Source organism: Streptomyces sp. Ag109_G2-15 (genome assembly GCF_900215565.1).
In the GTDB taxonomy this organism is placed as follows: domain Bacteria; phylum Actinomycetota; class Actinomycetes; order Streptomycetales; family Streptomycetaceae; genus Streptomyces; species Streptomyces diastatochromogenes.
The window spans coordinates 4,534,271-4,554,965 of record NZ_OCNI01000001.1 but is presented as its reverse complement, the minus strand read 5'-3'; the positions used below and the strand labels follow the sequence as shown (position 1 = coordinate 4,554,965).

Sequence of the window (20,695 nt, the reverse complement as noted above, 5' to 3'; positions counted from 1 at the left end):
TCAGTGCCCGCCGGGAGCGACCGCAGCGTTCTTGACCGTCAGCGGCAGCAACTTCTCGCCCGTCGGGTCGATTTGGATGTGCGTGTCCAGCTGCGGGCAAGCAGACACCACAACGAGCATGGCAATCGCCTGCCCGATGCACCAGGTGAGCGCCATACGGCGTAACTCGGAGACGGAGGACGGAGTCCTACGGGCAGAGTGGGGGGGATGAGAGATGCCGCAGAGAGGCCGATGAGGTCTCGCAGAAGGCGACGATTCGATGCCGTGCAGGATTGACGCACGTCTCCGGCAGCGCCCTGACACAGGCCACCCGTGGGTGGCACTGGACGTCTGTCCATGTGGAGTCAGCCGAGGGCAACGCCAGGAATGAAGGCCACAAGCCCTGACAGGAAACTCCCAATCGCAGCCAGCGTGACGAGGGTGGCCTTGCCGTCCGAGAAAAGGCCGGAGCAGAACTCACGTACTTGTCGCCGAAGGATCAACATCTTCAGCTTCTGCCAGCGGTGTTGGCGAATGTGGCAGCCCATGAGGAGGCCGGTTGCGTTGTTCCGGCAGCCGTCCTCCCGGCCTCTCACCGCAGCCCCGCAAGTCACGGGTGCTTGGAAGAAGCACCAGACGAGGACCAGTGCTGAGAGTGTTGCAACGATCGCCGGTCCTGCGGCCTTGTTGATCCACGCGGCAATCAGCAACGCGGCGGCGATCACGCCCCACCACTGTCCCAAGCCCCCGAGCCGACCATTTCTTGATCTTGCCCCCGATGTCGCCATGTCCGTCATGTTGGCGGGACGCGCGACGTTACGTGCCGGGTCCTGATCTGTTGACTGAAAAGGGTCTCAGGACGGCTGGTGTCTGACGCGAACGCGTGTGGTGCCTAGACAGATAGCCAGGGAGCAGACAGAGATGGGGGCACCGAACCGTGTGAGCGGCTAGGGCCCGGCAGCGGCGTCCAGCAGGGCGCCGACGGCGCCGACGAGCGAGGACGCGAAGCGCCGACCGCGGCCAACGAAGCGACCACCTCGTCCTCGCTCACCCCGGCCAGCGCCTCAACCACCCGATCGAGTGCCCCACTCACCTCAGTGCGAGTGGCCACTCGCAGCGGGCGTCGGCCCAGCGTTCTTGACCGTCAGAGGAAGCAACTTCTTGCCGGTCGGGCCGATTTGGATGTGCGTGTCCATCTGCGGGCAGACACCGCAGTCGAAGCACGGAGTCCAGCGGCAGTCCTCGACCTCCGTCTCGTCGAGGGCGTCCTGCCAGTCCTCCCAGAGCCAGTCCTTGTCCAGGCCGGAGTCGAGGTGGTCCCAGGGGAGGACCTCCTCGTACGTGCGCTCGCGGGTGGTGTACCAGTCGACGTCGACGCCGAAGGGGGCCAGCGCCTTGTCCGCGCAGGCCATCCAGCGGTCGTAGGAGAAGTGCTCGCGCCAGCCGTCGAAGCGGCCGCCGTCCTCGTAGACCGCGCGGATGACCGCGCCGATACGGCGGTCACCGCGGGAGAGCAGGCCCTCGACGATGCCGGGCTTGCCGTCGTGGTAGCGGAAGCCGATCGAGCGGCCGTACTTCTTGTCGCCGCGGATCTTGTCGCGGAGCTTCTCCAGGCGGGCGTCCGTCTCCTCGGCGGAGAGCTGGGGCGCCCACTGGAAGGGGGTGTGGGGCTTGGGGACGAAGCCGCCGATCGAGACCGTGCAGCGGATGTCGTTCGACCGGGAGACCTCGCGGCCCTTCTGGATCACGTGCATCGCCATGTCGGCGATCTGGAGGACGTCCTCGTCCGTCTCCGTCGGCAGGCCGCACATGAAGTACAGCTTCACCTGGCGCCAGCCGTTGCCGTAGGCCGTCGCGACCGTCCGGATCAGGTCCTCTTCCGAGACCATCTTGTTGATGACCTTGCGCATGCGCTCGGAGCCGCCCTCGGGGGCGAAGGTCAGACCGGAGCGGCGGCCGTTGCGGGTCAGCTCGTTCGCCAGGTCGACGTTGAAGGCGTCCACGCGGGTGGAGGGGAGCGAGAGGCCGATCTTGTCTTCCTCGTAGCGGTCCGCCAGGCCCTTGGCGATGTCGCCGATCTCCGAGTGGTCCGCGGAGGAGAGGGAGAGCAGGCCGACCTCCTCGAAGCCGGTCGCCTTCAGGCCCTTGTCGACCATCTCGCCGATGCCCGTGATCGAACGCTCACGCACCGGGCGCGTGATCATGCCCGCCTGGCAGAAGCGGCAGCCGCGGGTGCAGCCGCGGAAGATCTCGACCGACATGCGCTCGTGGACCGTCTCGGCGAGCGGCACGAGGGGCTGCTTGGGGTACGGCCACTCGTCCAGGTCCATCACCGTGTGCTTGGAGACGCGCCACGGGACGCCGGACTTGTTGGGGACGACGCGGCCGATGCGGCCGTCGGCGAGGTACTCGACGTCGTAGAACGCCGGGATGTACACCGAGCCCGTCTTCGCCAGGCGGAAGAGGACTTCCTCGCGGCCGCCGGGGCGGCCCTCCGCCTTCCACTCGCGGATGATCTTCGTCATGTCCAGCACGGCCTGCTCGCCGTCGCCGATGATCGCCGCGTCGATGAAGTCCGCGATCGGCTCGGGGTTGAAGGCCGCGTGGCCGCCGGCCAGGACGATCGGGTCGTCCAGCCCGCGGTCCTTCGACTCCAGGGGGATGCCCGCCAGGTCCAGGGCCGTCAGCATGTTCGTGTAGCCCAGCTCCGTGGAGAAGGACAGGCCGAACACGTCGAAGGCCTTCACCGGGCGGTGGCTGTCCACCGTGAACTGCGGGACGGCGTGCTCCCGCATCAGGGCTTCCAGGTCCGGCCACACGCTGTAGGTGCGCTCGGCGAGGACGCCCTCCTGCTCGTTGAGCACCTCGTAGAGGATCATGACGCCCTGGTTGGGCAGACCGACCTCGTACGCGTCCGGGTACATGAGCGCCCAGCGGACGTCGCAGCTGTCCCACTCCTTGACGGTGGAGTTCAGCTCGCCGCCCACGTACTGGATCGGCTTCTGCACATGCGGGAGCAGAGCTTCGAGCTGTGGGAAGACCGACTCGACAGACATCGCGGGGATTACCTTCGTGAGCTGGCAGGGGTGACCATCAAGCCTAACCCGACCGCGGGCCTCCCCCGTACGCTCAGACGGCCGCCCCCGCCGTGATCTCCTTCCACAGCCCCGGCAGCTCGGCCTCCACCGTCGCCGCGGCCGTCTCCTCCCTGCCGTACAGCAGGCCGTACGTGAACGCGCTCTCCCCGGCCGCGTGGGCCACCGCGGACAGCTCGCGCAGGGTCTGGCGGGCCATGACGCTGTCCTGGTGTTCGCCGAGCAGGCTGGTCAGGGACTTCATGGACTTGGCCAGGGAGCCGGCGGGGCCGCCCAGGGCGGGGGTGGCCGCCTCGGCCGCGTACCGGGTGCGCTTGGCCTTCTTGCGGGCCTCGTGGATGGCGAGGTCGCGCTGCTCGCCGGGCGGCTGGTCCAGGGCGTCGGTGACCAGGCGGGTCACCTTCGCGAGGTCCTTGCGTACGGCCTCGGCGATGACCTTCTCCGGATTCCCCGCCGCCTTCTTCTTCAGCGGCGGGTCGGCGAGCAGGGAGTCCAGGGTGTCGAGCAGGGCCAGATAGCGGGCGGAGTCCAGGATCCCGATGAGATGGCTGCGGGCGCTGCCGTGCTTGGCGCTCGCCCAGGTGGTGAGCCGTTGGTGCACGGGACCGGAGACCAGGGCGGGCGGGATGCCATCGAGGACGGTGAGCAGGCGCTCGGCCAGCACCTCCTGGTCGCGGCCCACGCCCAGCTCGCCGGCCAGCCACTTCAGCTCGGCGGCGACCGGGTCGGTGACGGCGCGGTCGAGGACCGTGCCGAAGCTGCGGAAGGTGCTGCGCATCCGGCGGGTGGCCACCCGCATCTGGTGGACGGAGTCGGGTACGTCCCGGCGGACGCCCGGGTCGTAGCCGAGGATCGCCTCGCGCTGTTCGCGTACGTAGGCGAGGACGTGGTCGCCGGCGGTCACGGGCTTGGCGCGCCGTCCGGAGCCGGGCCGCCGGCCTCCGGTCTGCTCCAGTGCCCGGGCCAGCTTCGACGGCGCCTTCGAGGGCCGTACGCCCGCCTTGCGCAGACGTTTCTCCACCCGGTCGAGGAAGGCCGGGTCGCCGTCGTCCGCCAGCTCCACCTCGATCTCGGTCCACTGGGCGCTCCCGCCCTTGCCGGTGAGCCGCTCGGCGGTCACGGAGTCCACGCTCGCCTCGGCCAGCAGCGCGCCGTGGGCGTCCACGAGGTGGCGTACGTCGCGGGCGGAGCGGAGCCGGACGAGGGGGATCAGTTCGGCGCAGCGGACCCGGGAGCGGACCAGTGCGGCGATCTCGTCGGGGACGGTGTCGGAGAGGGGCGCTCTGATCTCGTCGCGGACGCCGGGGGCGACCGGGAACTTCAGGTGCCAGCCCGCGTCCGAGCCTCCGGTGCGGCGGCGCAGGGTGAGGGCGGCGGCGGCCAGGCGCTCGTCCGCGGTGTCGTAGTAGGTGGCGTCCAGTTCGACCAGGCCTTTGTCGAGGACGTCCGCCACCCCGCCGACGCCGGTCAGGTCGGGCAGCCCACTGTCGTCGGATTCGTACTTGCGCTCGATCTCGCGTTTCGCATCCGCCATGAATTGAATCTAGTGGCAGAACGGCCGGGAGGGCAGAGGCCATCCAGGGTGAATGGCGGGAAAACTCCCGTCGTCCACCCGGTGAACAGCCCTGCATCCGCCCGGCGAACACACCCCTACGCCCCGGTGAACACCCCTACGCCGACATCGGCCGCTGCACCTTGATCGACTGCAGCAGTCCGATCGCCACCCACACCGCGAACATCGACGATCCGCCGTACGACACGAACGGCAGGGGCAGGCCGGTGACCGGCATGATGCCGAGGGTCATGCCGATGTTCTCGAAGGCCTGGAAGGCGAACCAGGCGACGATGCCGGCGGCGACGATCGTGCCGTACAGCTCGGTCGAGTCGCGGGCGATGCGGCAGGCGCGCCACAGGATCACGCCGAGCAGGAGGATGATCAGGCCCGCTCCGACGAAGCCCAGTTCCTCCCCCGCGACCGTGAAGACGAAGTCCGTCTGCTGCTCGGGGACGAACTGGCCGGTGGTCTGCGAGCCGTGGAACAGGCCCGCGCCGGTCAGCCCGCCGGAGCCGATGGCGATGCGGGCCTGGTTGGTGTTGTAGCCGACGCCGGCCGGGTCGAGGTCGGGGTTGGCGAAGGCGGCGAAGCGGTTGATCTGGTACTCGTCCAGGATGTGCAGCTGCCAGATGGCGACGCAGCCGACCACGCCGGCGGTGAGCAGGCCGAAGATCCAGCGGTTGGAGGCGCCGGAGGCGAGGAGCACACCCAGGATGATCGCCACCATGGCCAGGACCGTCCCGAGGTCGGGCATGAGCAGCACGATCAGGATCGGCACGGTGGCCAGGCCCAGCGACTGCAGGACCGTGCGATGGTCGGGGTACGGCTTGTCACCGGCGTCGACCCGGGCCGCCAGTATCATCGCCATGCCCAGGATGATCGTGATCTTCACGAACTCGGCGGGCTGGAGCGAGAAGCCGCCGCCGAAGACGATCCAGTTGCGGCTGCCGTTGATGGTGGCGCCGAGCGGGGTGAGCACCAGCAGCACCCCGAGCAGCGAGGTGCCGTAGAGGATCGGCACGGCGTTGCGCAGGGCCCGGTGGCCGAGCCAGAGCGTGCCGACCATCAGGGCGAGGCCGATGCCGAGGTTCATCAGGTGCCGGATCAGGAAGTAGTACGGGTCGCCCTGGTTGATCTCGGTGCGGTTGCGGGTCGCCGAGTACACCAGCAGGGAGCCGATCAGCGACAGCGCGGTGGCCGCGAACAGTATCGGCCAGTCGAGCCGGCGGGCCAGCGAGTCGCGGGCGAGGATCCTGGTCCAGCCGGCCCGCGCGGGGCCGTACCCCGAGACGGAGAAGCTGTTGCCGGTCATGTGAGCATCCTCCGGCTCCCCCTCCGGCGCGGCCGCCTGCGGGTGTTGCTGTTGCCCGTGCTGGGCGAGGGGCTGGTGGCGGGCTGCTGGGTGTCGTCGTTGGTGGGGTTGTCCTGCTGGGAGGCCTCGACGTCCTTCGCCGGGTCGCCGGTGACCTTGGGGGCGGTGATGGTGCCGTCCGTGCGGACCTTCGGCAGGCCCTTCTGGGGCTCGGGCAGCAGGGCCTTCTTGTTGTCGATCGAGCCGTCGCCCTGGACGCCGTAGAGCGCGCTGTAGATGTTGCGCACGGCCTCACCGGAGGAACCGGAACCCGTACCCGCCTGGGCGATCGTCATGATCACCGAGTAGTCCTTGGTGTACGTGGCCAGCCAGCCAGTGGTCTGCTTGCCGTATACCTCCGCGGTACCGGTCTTGGCGTGCAGCGGGATCTTGTCCTGCGGCCAGCCGCCGAACTTCCAGGCGGCGGTACCGCGGGTGATGACGCCCGCGAAGGCGTCGTTCATGCCCTTGAGGGTGGCCTGGCTGACGGGCAGCTTCCCGGACTTCCGCGGCTTGATCGGCGTGACGGTCTTGCCGTCCGCGCTGATGACCGCCTTGCCGATGGTCGGGTGGTACATGGTGCCGCCGTTGGCGACGGCGCCGTAGATCACGGCCTCCTGGATCGGCGTGACGAGGGTGTCGCCCTGGCCGATGGAGTAGTTGATCTCGTCACCCTCGCGCATCTTGTTGCCTTCGAGACAGTTCTCGTACGCGATCTTCTCGACGTAGGAGCCGTCCTTCTTGCCGGACTTGCACCAGGCGTCCTTGTTGGCCTTCCAGTAGTCGAGCTTCCACTGGCGGTCGGGGACGCGGCCGGTGACCTCGTTGGGCAGGTCGACGCCGGTCTCCTTGCCGAGGCCGAACTGGTGGGCGGTCTTGAAGAAGTAGTCCTTGGGCTGGCCCTTCTTGGGGTTGATGCCGCCGTCCTTCTTCCACTCCCGGTCGGCGAGGCCGTAGAAGACCGTGTCGCAGGAGACCTCCAGGGCGCGGCCGAGGGAGATGGGTCCGAAGCTCTCCCCCTCGAAGTTCTTGAAGACCTGGCCACCCACCGAGTAGGAACTGGTGCACGGGTAACCGCCGTCCCACTCGTAGCCCGCCTGAACCGCGGCGGCCGTGGAGACCACCTTGAAGGTCGAGCCGGGCGCCGCCTGACCCTGTATGGCCCTGTTGAGCAGCGGGTAGTCGCTGTCCTTGCCGGTGAGAGCCTTGTAGTCCTTGCCGGAGATGCCGCCGACCCACACGTTCGGGTCGTAGGTCGGGGCGGAGGCCATGGCGACGATCCGGCCGGTCCTGGCCTCCATCACCACGACGGCGCCGGAGTCGGCCTTGTAGTTCTCGCCGGTGATCTTGTCGAACTGCTGACGGGCCTTCTTCATGGCCTTGTCCAGCTCGTACTCGGCGACCCGCTGCACCCGGGAGTCGATGCTGGTGACCAGGTTGGCACCGGACTCGGCGGCGTCCGACTTGGCCTTGCCGATGACCCGGCCGAGGTTGTCCACCTCGTACCGCGTCACGCCGGCCTTGCCGCGCAGCACCTTGTCGTACTGGCGCTCGAGGCCGGAGCGGCCGACCATGTCGGAGCGCAGGTAGGGCGAGTCGGTGTCCTTGGCCTTCTGGATCTCGTCGTCGGTGACCGGCGAGAGATAGCCGAGAACCTGGGCGGTGTTGGACTTGCCCGGGCCCGCGTAACGGCGCACGGCCTCCGGCTCGGCGGTGATGCCGGGGAAGTCCTCGGCGCGCTCACGGATCTGCAGGGCCTGCTTGGGCGTTGCCTCGTCGGTGATCGGGATCGGCTGGTACGGCGAGCCGTTCCAGCAGGGCTGCGGGGTCTTGCTGTCGCACAGCCGGACCTTCTGGCTGACCTCCTCGGGCTTCATGCCGAGGACGCCGGCCAGCTTGGCGAGGACGGCCTTCCCGTCGTCCTTCTGCTTGAGCAGGTCGGTGCGGGAGGCGGAGACGACCAGGCGGGTCTCGTTGTCGGCGAGCGGCACGCCCCGGGCGTCGAGGATGTCGCCGCGCACGGCGGGGTCGACGACCTGCTGGACGTGGTTGCCGGAGGCCTCCTTCTGGTACTCGGCGCCCTCCCGGATCTGGAGGTACCACAGACGGCCGCCGAGCGTGCCGAGCAGGGAGAGGACGAGGATCTGGATCACGACCAGCCGGGTCTGGACCCGTGGGGTCCGTCCGGTCTCGGGAATATTGGTCACTGCGGCTGCCTCCCCCTCTCAGTGCGTGTATGTGTCATATACGACGAAGCTGTGCGCGCCCCTGCGCAACTCCCGTGTGCTCACAACCGCTTGACCCCCTTGATCCGGCCGACCCGGGTCGAGCGGGTGCGGGCCTTGGCCTTCAGGGAGCCGAGGCCGCCGCGCTGGCTGCCGATGCGCAGGCCGGTGCCGGAGGAGAGCCAGCCGGAGGAGATGTCGCCGGCCTTGGCGGCGGGGCCGGTCTCGGCGAGCGGGTCGTTGTCGGAGCGGCGGGCCAGCCACATGACCCCGGGGACCACGAAGGGCGCGAGCAGCAGGTCGTACAGGGCGGCCGAGAACAGCAGGCCGGTCAGGCCGACATGGCGGGCGGCGGTGTCGCCGACCAGGGCGCCGACGCCCGCGTACAGCAGGGTGGAGCCGACGGCGGCGGCGACCACGACCGCCATCGGGCCGGTCGCCGACTTCAGGCGGCCGTTCTCCGGCTTGATCAGTCCGGCGCCGTAGCCGATGACGCACAGCACCAGGGCGTAGCGGCCGGCCGCGTGGTCGGCGGGCGGGGCGAGGTCGGCGAGCAGGCCGGCGCCGAAGCCGACGAGGGCGCCGCCCACATGGCCGTACACCATGGCGAGGCCCAGGACGGTGAGCAGCAGCAGGTCCGGGACGGCGCCCGGCAGGTGCAGGCGGGCGAGGACGCTGACCTGGATCACCAGGGCGACGACGACCAGTGCGCTGGAGAGCAGGATCCGGTTGACACGCATGGGTAAAACTCAGCTCCTACTGCTGCTGGCCGTCTGCGGGTGCGTCCGCCGAGGGGGTGACCGTGACGGTCACCGTCGGCGTCGGGGTCGGCTTGGGCTTGGCCGGCAGGACCTCGTCGCGCGGGTCCTTCTTCGGCGCCTCGACGACCACGCCGACGACGTCGAGCTGGGTGAAGCTGACGTACGGCGTGACGTAGAGCGTGCGGGTGAGGCCGCCGCCGGAGGGGTCGACGCGGGAGACCACGCCGACCGGCACGCCCGGCACGAAGGGCTTGTCGGCCTGGGAGCCGAAGGTGACGAGCCGGTCGCCCTTCTTCACCTCGGCCTTGCCGTTGAGGAGTTCCACGCGCAGCGGGCGGTCACCCTGCCCGGAGGCGAAGCCGAGTTCGTCGCTGCCCTCCATGCGGGTGCCGACGGTGAAGTCGGGGTCGTTGGCGAGGAGCACGGTGGAGGTGTCCGGGCCGACGGTGGTGACCCGGCCGACCAGGCCGTCCCCGTTGAGGACGGTCATGTCCCGTTTGATGCCGTCGTTCGCGCCGACGTCGACGGTGATGGTCCAGGAGAAGCCCTGCGCGGACCCTATGGCGATGACCTGGGCGCCCTTGATGCCGTACTGGCCCTCGCCGGCGATCTTCAGCATCTTGTCGAGCTGCTTGAGGCGGCTGCGGTTGCGGTCGTCGCTGCCGAGCTTCGCCTTGAGCGCCGCGTTCTCCTTCTCCAGCGCGGCGAGCCGGTCGTGGCGGCTGCCGGAGTCACGGACGGCGGAGACGGCGTCGCCGACGGGGTCGACCGCCGAGGACAGCCCGTTCTCGATCGGGCCGAACACCGCGGCCGCGGCCTGCCGGGCACCGTCGACCGGCGAGTTCCGGCCTCCGCGGATGTCCACCGTGATCAACGCGAACGCGATGGCGATCAGCAGGACCAGGAGCAGCCGGCTCTCTTTCGTGTCCCTCACGTGCGGCGGCCGTGCCCTTCCTCAGTCGGAATTCGGGAACCCCTCAAGGCGCCACTGGCGAAGCGCAAACCCAAGGGGTCCATTTGTGGGAGCTTATGCCTCGATATCAACGATCCGCCGTACGAGAGGAGATCATCTCGTACGGCGGAATCGAAGAGTTACGTCATCTGCGCGGCTGGGCGTCCAGGACCTGCTGGAGCGCCTCGAACTCCTCGACGCACTTGCCGGAGCCGAGCGCCACGCTGTCCAGCGGGTCCTCGGCGATGTGGATCGGCATGCCGGTCTCCCGGCGCAGCCGCTCGTCCAGACCGCGCAGCAGCGCTCCGCCGCCGGTCAGAACGATTCCCCTGTCCATGATGTCGCCGGACAGCTCCGGCGGGCACTTGTCGAGAGTCGTCTTGACCGCGTCGACGATCGCGTTGACCGGCTCCTCGATCGCCTTGCGCACCTCGGCGGCCGAGATGACGACGGTCTTCGGCAGCCCGGAGACCAGGTCCCGGCCGCGGACCTCGGTGTGCTCGTCGGCGTCGAGGTCGTACGCCGAGCCGATCGTGATCTTGATCTGCTCGGCCGTCCGCTCCCCCAGCAGAAGGCTGTACTCCTTCTTGATGTACTGGATGATCGCGTTGTCCAGCTCGTCGCCCGCGACGCGGATGGACTGGGCGGTGACGATGCCGCCGAGCGAGATGACGGCGACCTCCGTGGTGCCGCCGCCGATGTCCACCACCATGTTGCCGGTGGCCTCGTGGACCGGCAGGCCGGAGCCGATGGCGGCGGCCATGGGCTCCTCGATGATGTGCACCTGGCGGGCGCCGGCCTGGGAGGACGCCTCGATGACCGCGCGGCGCTCGACGCCCGTGATGCCCGAGGGCACACAGACGACGACCCGCGGCCGGGCGAGATACCGCCGCTTGTGGATCTTCAGGATGAAGTAGCGGAGCATCCGCTCGGTGATCTCGAAGTCGGCGATGACGCCGTCCTTGAGCGGACGCACCGCGACGATGTTGCCCGGCGTCCGGCCGATCATCTTCTTCGCCTCGGCACCGACCGCGAGGATGCCACCGGTGTTGGTGTTGATCGCGACGACGGACGGCTCGTTGAGCACGATTCCGCGACCCCTGACGTACACCAGCGTGTTGGCGGTCCCGAGGTCGACAGCCATGTCACGGCCGATGAACGACATTGAGTTCCCCATCCGGATTCATCTGGCCTTCCCGGGCTTTTGAGGGCATATCAGGTCGGCGAGGCGGGTGCTGTGACGTGAAGGCTTCCATCGTAAACGCGCCTGCACGAACACTGCGCGAGGGTCTTCGCCATTGTCAGCAGATGGCGTGTCGCCTCGCTTGTGGAGACGGGCCATCGGGGGCACACGTTCCCCCGATCGGCAACGCATATGCCAAAGGACGGCCGAAAACGTACGGCCGCCCTGGTCAGGCCTCCAAGTGGAGCTGACGCTCCCTCAGAAAAATTCGCGGAAAATCCGCCGGATGGCGCTCAGGCGTGCGCCGGGAAGAAGATCTTCACCTCGCGCTCGGCGGACTCCTCCGAGTCGGAGGCGTGGATCAGGTTCTCCCGGACGATCACGCCGTAGTCGCCCCGGATGGAGCCGGGCGCGGCGGCGATCGGGTCGGTCGGGCCGGCCAGCGCGCGCAGGCCCTCGATGACCCGCTCGCCCTCGACGATCAGCGCGACGACCGGGCCGGAGGCCATGAACTCCACCAGCGGCTCGTAGAAGGGCTTGCCCTTGTGCTCGCCGTAGTGCTGCTCCAGCGTGTCCTGGTCCAGGGTGCGCAGCTCCAGCGCCGTGATCCGCCAGCCGGCCTTGCGCTCGATACGGCTGATGATCTCGCCGGTCAGGCCGCGACGGACGGCGTCGGGCTTGAGCAGGACGAGGGTGCGCTGGGTCACGGGGGGCTCCTTACGACTGACGTGTGCGGTGGGACGAGGTTACAGGGCGTGTCCGTGTTGCTGTCACGCAGCGTCAGGTGTAGTGGGGGACGACGTGGACTCGGTCCGCGCCGCGAAACGGGCCTTGGCCTCGTCGACCTTTCTGCCGTAGTGCACCGACGCCCACCACAGCGCCGCGAAGACCGCGCCCATGAAGTACATCGTCGGGACGAAGACACCGGAGGCGACCAGGGCGAGCTGCAGGGCCCAGCCGAGGGCGACGCCGCCCGGCCGGGTCACCATGCCGCACAGCAGCACGCACAGGACCATGGCGATACCGCTGACCAGCCACACCGTCGTCGTGGACAGGTCCGGGTCCTTCATGGCCACGAGACCGGCGAACCCGATGATGAAGAACTCGCCGATCAGCGTCGACGAACAGAGCGTACGCACTACGGAACCTCAGCCCTTCCCCAGCAGCAGGCGGGCCTCGCCCACCGTGATGACCGAGCCGGTGACCAGCACCCCGCCGCCGGCGAACTCGCCCTCCTCCTCGGCCAGCGTGATCGCGGCCTCCAGCGCCTCGGGCAGCCGCGGCTCGACCTGGACCCGGTCCTCGCCGAACACCTCGACGGCGATCGCGGCCAGCTCGTCCGCGTCCATGGCGCGGTGCGTGGAGTTCTGCGTGACGACGACCTCGGCGAAGATCGGCTCGAAGGCCTCCAGCAGCCCCCGTACGTTCTTGTCCGCGCTCGCCCCGACCACACCGATCAGCCGGCTGAAGTCGAACGCCTCGCGCACGGCCTCGGCGGTGACCTCGGCGCCCGCCGGGTTGTGGGCGGCGTCCAGGACGATGGTCGGAGACCGCCGTACGACCTCCAGCCGGCCCGGCGAGGACACGGCCGCGAAGGCCTTGCGCACGGTGTCGATGTCCAGCGGATCCGCGCGCAGCGCGCCGACGCCGAAGAACGCCTCCACGGCCGCGAGCGCCACGGCCGCGTTGTGCGCCTGATGGGCGCCGTGCAGCGGCAGGTACACCTCGGGGTACTCACCGCCCAGACCGCGCAGGGTGACCAGCTGCCCGCCGACCGCGACCTGCCGGGCCACGACGCCGAACTCCAGCCCCTCCCGGGCCACCGTCGCGTCCACCTCGACGGCCTTCTTCAGCAGCACCTGCGCCGCGTCCACCGGCTGCTGCGCCAGGATCACGGTCGCGTCCTGCTTGATGATGCCGCCCTTCTCACCGGCGATCTCGCCCGGCGTCGCGCCGAGCCGGTCGGTGTGATCGAGCGAGATCGGGGTGATCACCGCGACATCGCCGTCGATCACGTTCGTCGCGTCCCAGCTGCCGCCCATGCCGACCTCGACGACGGCGACGTCGACGGGGGCGTCCGCGAAGGCGGCGTACGCCATGCCGGTGAGGACCTCGAAGAACGACAGCCGGTACTCCTGCCGGCCGTCCACCATCTCGATGTACGGCTTGATGTCCTGGTACGTCTCGATGAACCGCTCGGCGGAGATCGGGGCCCCGTCCAGGCTGATCCGCTCGGTGACCGACTGCACGTGCGGGCTGGTGTACCGGCCGGTGCGCAGCTCGAAGGCGCCGAGCAGGGCCTCGATCATGCGGGCGGTGGAGGTCTTGCCGTTCGTGCCCGTGATGTGGATCGAGGGGTACGACCGCTGCGGCTCGCCCAGCACGTCCATCAGCGCGGCGATACGGCTGACGGAGGGCTCCAGCTTGGTCTCGCCCCAGCGGGAGGCCAGCTCCGTCTCGACCTCACGCAGGGCCTTGTCGACCTCGGGGTCCTCGGGCCGCGCGGGTACGTCGCCCTGCGGCGCGCCGCCCTGGGTGCGCAGGGTGCGGCTGCCGGCCTCGATCACCGCGAGGTCGGGGTCGCGGTCGGTCTCTTCGGCGATGAGTTCTTCGAAGGCATCGAGGGGGTCGGGCTGGTCGTTTTCGTGCGGGAGGTCGCTCACAGGGCCAGTCTACGGAGCGGGCGGTGGCTTCGCGGCGCCGGTATGGGGTGGCTTGTCTTGTCGACCGGCTGCGGGTGCGTGGGGGCTGGTCGCGCAGTTCCCCGCGCCCCTTTGGGGCGCGCTCAGCTGCGGGCAGTCGTGCCGCTTGGGGCGGCACGGGTGGGCGCAGCGGCACCCCGCAAGCGCGGGTGAGCGGAACCTGCCCCCGGGTACGCGAAGGCCCCCGGAACCTCGCAGCTCCGGGGGCCTTCAGTGCCGTACGAAGGCTTACGCCTGCGGCAACCGCTCCAGCTGGGCCTGGATCCGGGCGATGTCCTCGTCCGCCTTGGAAAGCCGCGTGCGGATCTTGTCGACCACGTGGTCCGGGGCCTTCGCCAGGAACGCCTCGTTGCCGAGCTTGGCGTTGGCCTGGGCCTTCTCCTTCTCTGCGGCGGCCAGATCCTTCGCGAGCCGCTTGCGCTCGGCGGCCACGTCGATCGTGCCGGAGAGGTCGAGGGCGACCTCGGCACCCGCGACCGGCAGCGTGGCCGTGGCCGTGAAGGACTCACCCTCCGGCTGGAGGCGCAGGAGCTGACGGATGGCGGCCTCGTGCGGGGCCAGCGCCGTACCGTCCAGCGTCAGGCGGGCCGGAACCCGCTGGCCCGGCTGCAGACCCTGGTCGGCGCGGAAGCGGCGGACCTCGGTGATGACCGACTGGAGCGACTCGATCTCGCCCTCGGCGGCCGCGTCACGGAAGCCGCTGTCGGTCGGCCACTCCGCGATGACGACCGACTCGCCGCCGGTCAGCGTCGTCCAGAGGGTCTCCGTCACGAACGGGACGATCGGGTGCAGCAGCTTGAGGGTGACGTCGAGGACCTCGCCGAGGACCCGCTTCGACACCTCGGCCGCCGCGCCGCCCGCCTGGAACGTCGTCTTGGACAGCTCGACGTACCAGTCGAAGACCTCGTCCCACGCGAAGTGGAAGAGGGCGTCGGACAGCTTGGCGAACTGGAAGTCGTCGTAGAGCGCGTCGACTTCGGCGATGACGGAGTTGAGGCGGGAGAGGATCCAGCGGTCCGTCGCCGACATCGCGGAGGCGTCCGGCAGCGGGCCGTCCACCGTCGCGCCGTTCATCAGCGCGAAGCGCGTCGCGTTCCAGATCTTGTTGGCGAAGTTGCGGGAGCCCTGGACCCAGTCCTCGCCGATCGGGACGTCGACACCCGGGTTGGCGCCGCGGGCGAGGGTGAAGCGCAGGGCGTCACTGCCGTACTTGTCCATCCAGTCCAGCGGGTTGACCGCGTTGCCGAAGGACTTCGACATCTTCTTGCCGAACTGGTCGCGGACCATGCCGTGCAGGGCGATGGTGTGGAACGGCGGGGTGCCGTCCATCGCGTACAGGCCGAACATCATCATCCGGGCGACCCAGAAGAAGAGGATGTCGTAGCCGGTGACCAGGACGGAGTTCGGGTAGAACTTCGCGAGCGACTCGGTCTGCTCGGGCCAGCCCAGGGTGGAGAAGGGCCACAGGCCGGAGGAGAACCAGGTGTCGAGGACGTCGGTGTCCTGGTGCCAGCCCTCGCCGGTGGGCGGCTCCTCGTCCGGGCCGACGCAGACGACTTCACCGTTCGGCCCGTACCAGACGGGAATCCGGTGACCCCACCACAACTGCCGCGAGATGCACCAGTCGTGGAGGTTGTCGACCCAGTCGAAGTAGCGCTTCTCCATCTCCTGGGGGTGGATCTTGACCTTGCCGTCGCGGACCGCGTCACCGGCGGCCTTCGCCAGCGGCCCGACCTTGACCCACCACTGCATGGACAGGCGGGGCTCGATGGTGGTCTTGCAGCGCGAGCAGTGGCCGACGCTGTGGACGTACGGCCGCTTCTCGGCGACGATCCGGCCCTCGGCGCGCAGCGCGGCGACGATGGCGGACCGGGCCTCCAGGCGGTCCAGGCCCTGGAAGGGGCCGTGGGCGGTGATGACGGCGTGCTCGTCCATGATCGTGATGGACGGCAGGTCGTGCCGCTGGCCGATCTCGAAGTCGTTCGGGTCGTGGGCCGGGGTGACCTTGACGGCGCCGGTGCCGAACGCGGGGTCGACGTGCGTGTCCGCGACGACCGGGATGGAGCGGTCGGTCAGCGGGAGCCTGATGAGCTTGCCGACGAGGTGCTTGTACCGCTCGTCGTCGGGGTGAACGGCGACGGCGGTGTCACCGAGCATGGTCTCGGCACGGGTGGTGGCGACGACGATGGTGTCGTCCCCCTCGCCGTACTTCATGGAGACCAGCTCGCCGTCGTCGTCCTGGTACTCGACCTCGATGTCGGAGATCGCCGTCAGACAGCGGGGGCACCAGTTGATGATGCGCTCGGCGCGGTAGATCAGCTCGTCGTCGTAGAGCCGCTTGAAGATGGTCTGGACGGCCTGGGACAGGCCCTCGTCCATCGTGAAGCGCTCACGGGACCAGGCGACGCCGTCGCCGAGGCGGCGCATCTGGCCGCTGATCTGGCCGCCGGACTCGGCCTTCCACTGCCAGACACGCTCGACGAAGGCCTCACGGCCGAGGTCGTGGCGGGACTTGCCCTCCTTGCCCAGCTCGCGCTCGACGACGTTCTGCGTCGCGATGCCGGCGTGGTCCATGCCCGGCTGCCACAGGGTCTCGTAGCCCTGCATGCGCTTACGACGGGTCAGGGCGTCGATGAGGGTGTGCTCGAAGGCGTGGCCCAGGTGGAGGCTGCCGGTGACGTTCGGCGGCGGGATGACGATCGTGTACGGCGGCTTGTCGCTCTTCGCGTCCGCCTCGAAGTAACCCCGCTCTACCCAGCGCTCGTACAGCGGCCCCTCTACATCGGCCGGCGCGTACTGGGTCGGCAGTTCGGTGTCGGGCGCGGGTGGCTGCTGCTGAGCGTTCTCGGTCACGGGGGTCAGTTTAGAGGTGTCACGGGGTGGTCCCGAAACGCGTTTGTTGTGTAACGGTGCGGCCCCCGGTGCCGTGAGCTTCCTGCGCCTGGTCCAGGATGTCAGGAACACATAAGCATCTGGAGGGGAACCCAGAAATGAGCAACAACCAGCCGGGCCCGTACGGCCAGCAGCCGCCCTACGGCCAGCCGGGGCAGCCTGGTCCCTACGGCCAGCCGGGCCCCTACGGCCAGCCGCCGCAGGCGCCCCAGCCCGGCTACGGCTATCCGCAGCAGGCCCCTCCGGCCCCGCCGCAGCCCGGGTACGGCTACCCGCAGCAGGGCGCGCCGCAGCAGGGCATGCCGCAGCAGCCGAACCCGTACGGTCAGCAGCCGCCCTACGGCCAGCAGCCCTACGGCGTCCCGCAGCCGCCCGCCCCGGGCGGCGGCAAGAAGAAGACGGGCCTGATCATCGGCGCGGTGGCGGTCGTCGCGGCGGTCGCCGTGGGCGCGGCCTTCATGCTCAACGGTGGCGGGGGCGGCGGCGACGTCGCGGACGACGGCCCGCACAAGCTGACGGCCCCGTCGTCGGTGATCAACGGGACGTACGCGAAGTCGACGGACTCGAGCGACGCGGACAGCGTCAGCGACTCCGACCTCCAGGACTTCGAGAAGGCCGGCGTGAAGGACCCCAAGGGCGTCAGCGGCACCTACCAGAACGGCAAGGGGCTCACCATGAAGAGCCTCTCCTTCAGCGGCGTGTACGGCACGATCGACGACCCCGAGGGGCTCATCGACGCCGCCTTCGCGAAGGCCAAGACGGAGTCCGAGAAGGACGACAAGGGCAAGCTGATCGGCAGCCCCGAGACGGTCAACCCGTCGGGCTTCTCCAACGGCGTCATGAAGTGCCAGGTGGCCGAGTTCGACAACAGCAGCTCGGCCTCGTCCACCGGGGTGAAGACGGTCAAGGTACCGGTCTGCATCTGGGCCGACCACAGCACGACCGCCCGGGTCACGGCGTTCAGCCTCGCCGGCCTCACCTCCGGTGAGGGTGGCACGATCGCCGACACCGCGGAGCTGGCCGCCAAGCTCCGCAACGACGTGCGCGTCAAGTCCTGATGAGGTAGAGCACGACGGCGAAGGGGCCCCGGTCGGCTGACCGGGGCCCCTTCTTCGTATGCGTCGCCGGGTGCGATTACGCCGTCTTCTGCTCCCCCGCGCCCCGCCCGCGGGCGTCCCGCGGGATCAGGGTCGGGTTGACGTTGGAGTGCACCACGTCCGCGGTGATGACCACGCGGGCCACGTCCTTGCGGGACGGGACCTCGTACATCACCGACATGAGGACCTCCTCCATGATGGCGCGCAGGCCTCGGGCGCCGGTCTGGCGGAGGATGGCCTGGTCGGCGATGGCCTCCAGGGCCTCGCGCTCGAAGTCCAGCTCCACGCCGTCGAGTTCGAAGAGGCGCTGGTACTGCTTGACGAGCGCGTTGCGGGGCTCGACCAGGATCTGGAGCAGGGCCTCACGGTCCAGGTTGTGGACGCTCGTGATGACGGGCAGACGGCCGATGAACTCCGGGATCATGCCGAACTTGACCAGGTCCTCGGGCATGACGTCCTCGAACTGGTCCTTGGCCTCCAGCTCGCGCTTGGAGCGGATCGTCGCGCCGAAGCCGATGCCCTTGGCGCCGGCCCGGGACTCGATGATCTTCTCCAGGCCCGCGAAGGCACCGCCCACGATGAACAGGACGTTCGTCGTGTCGATCTGGATGAACTCCTGGTGGGGGTGCTTACGGCCGCCCTGGGGCGGGACGGAGGCCGTGGTGCCCTCGAGGATCTTCAGCAGGGCCTGCTGGACGCCCTCGCCCGACACGTCGCGGGTGATGGAAGGGTTTTCACTCTTCCTCGCGACCTTGTCGATCTCGTCGATGTAGATGATCCCCGTCTCGGCCTTCTTGACGTCGTAGTCCGCCGCCTGGATGAGCTTCAGCAGGATGTTCTCGACGTCCTCGCCCACGTAGCCCGCCTCCGTCAGCGCCGTCGCGTCGGCGATGGCGAACGGGACGTTCAGCATGCGGGCCAGGGTCTGCGCGAGGAGGGTCTTGCCCGAACCCGTGGGGCCCAGCAGAAGGATGTTGGACTTCGCCAACTCGATGGCGTCGTCACGGCCTTGGGCACCGCCGTTCTCGCCGGCCTGGACCCGCTTGTAGTGGTTGTACACCGCGACGGAGAGCGCCTTCTTCGCGGCCTCCTGGCCGACTACATAGCCCTCCAGGAACTCGTAGATCTCGCGGGGCTTGGGGAGTTCCTCCCAGCGCACCTCGCTCGTCTCGGCGAGCTCCTCCTCGATGATCTCGTTGCAGAGATCGATGCACTCGTCGCAGATGTACACACCGGGCCCTGCGATGAGCTTCTTGACCTGCTTCTGGCTCTTGCCGCAGAACGAGCACTTGAGCAGATCGCCGCCGTCACCGATGCGTGCCACGGTGTGCTTCCCCTTCGCCTGGGAGACGCCTGGACGCTTTCGAATCCAGCGGCTCCTGGTGCTGCCTTATGTCCGACGGTACCTTGCCGGGCCCCGTGTTCGGGCCCCCCTTGGCAGGGTTCACTTTGACGTGCACCGTGCCAAGAGGGGGAGAGACTACGTCGACGGATGCGTCGATCCGCGTCAGCGAACGTCGGCGTTGTTCATCTTCCGGGTGGAGATGATCTGGTCGACGATGCCGTACTCGAGCGCCTCCTCGGCCGTGAGGATCTTGTCGCGCTCGATGTCCTCGCGAACCTGCTCGATCGGCCGGTTGGAGTGCTTGGCCAGCATGGACTCCAGCTGGTCACGCATCCGGGTGAACTCGTTGGCGATGATCTCCAGGTCGGAGAGCTGACCGCGGCCGGTGGAGCCGGCCGGCTGGTGGATCAGCACGCGCGAGTTCGGCAGCGCCATGCGCTTGCCCGGCGTACCGGCGGCGAGCAGGATGGCCGCGGCGGAGGCCGCCTGGCCCATGCACACCGTCTGGATGTCGGGCTTCACGAACTGCATGGTGTCGTAGATGGCCGTGAGGGCCGTCATGTCACCACCGGGGCTGTTGATGTAGATCGAGATGTCCCGGTCCGGGTCCATCGACTCCAGGCACAGCAGCTGCGCCATGACGTCGTTGGCGGAGGCGTCGTCGATCTGGACGCCCAGGAAGATCACGCGCTCCTCGAAGAGCTTCGCGTACGGGTCGTACTCGCGGATGCCCTGGGAGGTGCGCTCGACGAAGCGCGGGATGACGTAGCGGCTGTCGGGGCGGGGCCCTTCGTACATGCCGCTGGCGGCGCCGGGGAAGTTGCTCATGGGGTTCACCGTCCTGGTGGCGTTCGGGGGGCTGGGGTCTCGGCGGTGCGTGGCGTGGCCGGGCCGGTCAGGCACCGGTGCCGCCGCCTCCCGGAACACCCGAGGCGTGCGTGATGATCTCGTCAATGAGACCGTACTCCTTGGCCTCTTCCGGGGTGAACCAGCGGTCGCGGTCGCCGTCGCGGACGATCGTCTCGACGGTCTGGCCGGAGTGCAGCGCGGTCAGCTCGGACATGGTCTTCTTGGTGCGCAGCAGGTACTGGGCCTGGATCTTGATGTCCGAGACCGTACCGCCCAGGCCCGCGGAGCCCTGGTGCATCATGATGTCCGTGTGCGGCAGGGCGAAGCGCTTGCCGGCGGTGCCGCCGGTGAGCAGGAACTGGCCCATCGAGGCCGCCATGCCCATGCCGATCGTGACCACATCGTTCGGGATGTACTGCATGGTGTCGTAGATCGCCATGCCGGCCGTCACCGAGCCGCCGGGGCTGTTGATGTAGAGGTAGATGTCCTTGTCGGGGTCGGCCGCAAGGAGCAGCAGCTGCGCGGTGATCTTGTTGGCGATGTCATCGTCGACCTGCTGGCCGAGGAAGATGATCCGCTCGCCGAGCAGCCGGTTGTAGACCTGGTCGCCGAGGCCACCACCGATGGAAGGCTCGCCGGCGGCGGAGGGCATCAGATTCGTCACGTATCCACCTGCTCGTCTGGCGACGGCGCCGGGCCGTCTCATTGT

General features: G+C 69.0%; 17 protein-coding genes. 1 reads left to right on the top strand and 16 read right to left on the bottom strand.

Features of this window, described 5'->3' with window-relative positions; all coding sequences use genetic code 11:
• The 13 genes from CRP49_RS46890 to CRP49_RS20395 all read right to left on the bottom strand — a co-directional run bounded on the left by CRP49_RS46890 (position 1) and on the right by CRP49_RS20395 (position 16,656).
• Complete coding sequence (locus CRP49_RS46890) at positions 1 to 156, bottom strand: hypothetical protein (RefSeq protein WP_179851690.1); 156 nt, start codon at positions 154 to 156, stop codon at positions 1 to 3.
• Positions 157 to 344: 188 nt separating this feature from the next.
• The gene (locus tag CRP49_RS20450) at positions 345 to 704 is read right to left on the bottom strand and encodes a hypothetical protein (protein WP_257033449.1); all 360 of its coding nucleotides are present in this window, start codon (positions 702 to 704) and stop codon (positions 345 to 347) included.
• Between the two features lie 369 nt (positions 705 to 1,073).
• Positions 1,074 to 3,035: a TIGR03960 family B12-binding radical SAM protein gene (locus CRP49_RS20445; RefSeq protein WP_097254673.1), complete on the bottom strand. Its 1,962-nt coding sequence runs from the start codon at positions 3,033 to 3,035 to the stop codon at positions 1,074 to 1,076.
• 73 nt (positions 3,036 to 3,108) lie between these two features.
• Positions 3,109 to 4,608, bottom strand: coding sequence for a CYTH and CHAD domain-containing protein (locus CRP49_RS20440; RefSeq protein WP_097254672.1), 1,500 nt, complete (start codon positions 4,606 to 4,608; stop codon positions 3,109 to 3,111).
• A 136-nt stretch (positions 4,609 to 4,744) separates the two neighbouring features.
• Positions 4,745 to 5,941 carry a rod shape-determining protein RodA gene (gene rodA / locus CRP49_RS20435; protein WP_097254671.1) on the bottom strand — a complete coding sequence of 399 codons (1,197 nt, stop codon included), beginning with the start codon at positions 5,939 to 5,941 and terminating at the stop codon, positions 4,745 to 4,747.
• The gene (mrdA, locus tag CRP49_RS20430) at positions 5,938 to 8,187 is read right to left on the bottom strand and encodes a penicillin-binding protein 2 (protein ID WP_097254670.1); all 2,250 of its coding nucleotides are present in this window, start codon (positions 8,185 to 8,187) and stop codon (positions 5,938 to 5,940) included. The genes rodA and mrdA overlap by 4 nt, the downstream gene beginning before the upstream one ends.
• A gap of 80 nt (positions 8,188 to 8,267) precedes the next feature.
• The gene (gene mreD / locus CRP49_RS20425; RefSeq protein ID WP_097254669.1) at positions 8,268 to 8,945 is read right to left on the bottom strand and encodes a rod shape-determining protein MreD; all 678 of its coding nucleotides are present in this window, start codon (positions 8,943 to 8,945) and stop codon (positions 8,268 to 8,270) included.
• Positions 8,946 to 8,961: 16 nt separating this feature from the next.
• A complete protein-coding gene (gene mreC / locus CRP49_RS20420) occupies positions 8,962 to 9,900 on the bottom strand; it encodes a rod shape-determining protein MreC (protein ID WP_097254668.1) in 939 nt (312 codons plus the stop codon).
• A gap of 163 nt (positions 9,901 to 10,063) precedes the next feature.
• Positions 10,064 to 11,083: a rod shape-determining protein gene (locus tag CRP49_RS20415; protein WP_031158632.1), complete on the bottom strand. Its 1,020-nt coding sequence runs from the start codon at positions 11,081 to 11,083 to the stop codon at positions 10,064 to 10,066.
• A gap of 311 nt (positions 11,084 to 11,394) precedes the next feature.
• Positions 11,395 to 11,808: a nucleoside-diphosphate kinase gene (ndk, locus tag CRP49_RS20410; protein ID WP_097254667.1), complete on the bottom strand. Its 414-nt coding sequence runs from the start codon at positions 11,806 to 11,808 to the stop codon at positions 11,395 to 11,397.
• A gap of 63 nt (positions 11,809 to 11,871) precedes the next feature.
• Entirely contained in the window at positions 11,872 to 12,240 is a 369-nt protein-coding gene (locus tag CRP49_RS20405) for a DUF4233 domain-containing protein (RefSeq protein WP_094221196.1), read from the bottom strand.
• A 9-nt stretch (positions 12,241 to 12,249) separates the two neighbouring features.
• Positions 12,250 to 13,764 (bottom strand): folylpolyglutamate synthase/dihydrofolate synthase family protein, encoded by a 1,515-nt coding sequence (locus CRP49_RS20400; RefSeq protein WP_097254666.1) that lies wholly within the window; start codon positions 13,762 to 13,764, stop codon positions 12,250 to 12,252.
• A 267-nt stretch (positions 13,765 to 14,031) separates the two neighbouring features.
• On the bottom strand, positions 14,032 to 16,656 hold the full coding sequence (locus CRP49_RS20395; protein WP_097254665.1) for a valine--tRNA ligase: 2,625 nt from the start codon (positions 16,654 to 16,656) through the stop codon (positions 14,032 to 14,034).
• 137 nt (positions 16,657 to 16,793) lie between these two features.
• Here CRP49_RS20395 and CRP49_RS20390 point away from each other — a divergent pair, with 137 nt between their 5' ends.
• Positions 16,794 to 17,753, top strand: coding sequence for a hypothetical protein (locus CRP49_RS20390; protein WP_097254664.1), 960 nt, complete (start codon positions 16,794 to 16,796; stop codon positions 17,751 to 17,753).
• Between the two features lie 76 nt (positions 17,754 to 17,829).
• On the opposite strand, the gene clpX is transcribed toward CRP49_RS20390, so the two are convergent.
• From clpX to CRP49_RS20375, 3 genes are all read right to left on the bottom strand, one after another.
• Positions 17,830 to 19,116, bottom strand: a complete 1,287-nt coding sequence (gene clpX / locus CRP49_RS20385; protein WP_094221200.1) for an ATP-dependent Clp protease ATP-binding subunit ClpX — start codon at positions 19,114 to 19,116, stop codon at positions 17,830 to 17,832.
• 183 nt (positions 19,117 to 19,299) lie between these two features.
• Positions 19,300 to 19,965, bottom strand: a complete 666-nt coding sequence (locus CRP49_RS20380) for an ATP-dependent Clp protease proteolytic subunit (protein WP_094221201.1) — start codon at positions 19,963 to 19,965, stop codon at positions 19,300 to 19,302.
• Positions 19,966 to 20,032: 67 nt separating this feature from the next.
• Complete coding sequence (locus CRP49_RS20375; protein ID WP_094221271.1) at positions 20,033 to 20,638, bottom strand: ATP-dependent Clp protease proteolytic subunit; 606 nt, start codon at positions 20,636 to 20,638, stop codon at positions 20,033 to 20,035.
• Between the last annotated feature and the right edge of the window lie 57 nt (positions 20,639 to 20,695).

What these genes read in the sequence shown, in the direction of transcription:
- CRP49_RS20375 (WP_094221271.1), bottom strand. Translation starts at nt 20,638, where the DNA reads ATGCCCTCCGCCGCCGGCGAGCCTTCCATCGGTGGTGGCCTCGGCGAC.
- rodA (WP_097254671.1), bottom strand. Translation starts at nt 5,941, where the DNA reads ATGACCGGCAACAGCTTCTCCGTCTCGGGGTACGGCCCCGCGCGGGCC.
- mreD (WP_097254669.1), bottom strand. Translation starts at nt 8,945, where the DNA reads ATGCGTGTCAACCGGATCCTGCTCTCCAGCGCACTGGTCGTCGTCGCC.
- CRP49_RS20440 (WP_097254672.1), bottom strand. Translation starts at nt 4,608, where the DNA reads ATGGCGGATGCGAAACGCGAGATCGAGCGCAAGTACGAATCCGACGAC.
- CRP49_RS20445 (WP_097254673.1), bottom strand. Translation starts at nt 3,035, where the DNA reads ATGTCTGTCGAGTCGGTCTTCCCACAGCTCGAAGCTCTGCTCCCGCAT.
- CRP49_RS20415 (WP_031158632.1), bottom strand. Translation starts at nt 11,083, where the DNA reads ATGTCGTTCATCGGCCGTGACATGGCTGTCGACCTCGGGACCGCCAAC.
- CRP49_RS46890 (WP_179851690.1), bottom strand. Translation starts at nt 156, where the DNA reads ATGGCGCTCACCTGGTGCATCGGGCAGGCGATTGCCATGCTCGTTGTG.
- CRP49_RS20390 (WP_097254664.1), top strand. Translation starts at nt 16,794, where the DNA reads ATGAGCAACAACCAGCCGGGCCCGTACGGCCAGCAGCCGCCCTACGGC.
- CRP49_RS20380 (WP_094221201.1), bottom strand. Translation starts at nt 19,965, where the DNA reads ATGAGCAACTTCCCCGGCGCCGCCAGCGGCATGTACGAAGGGCCCCGC.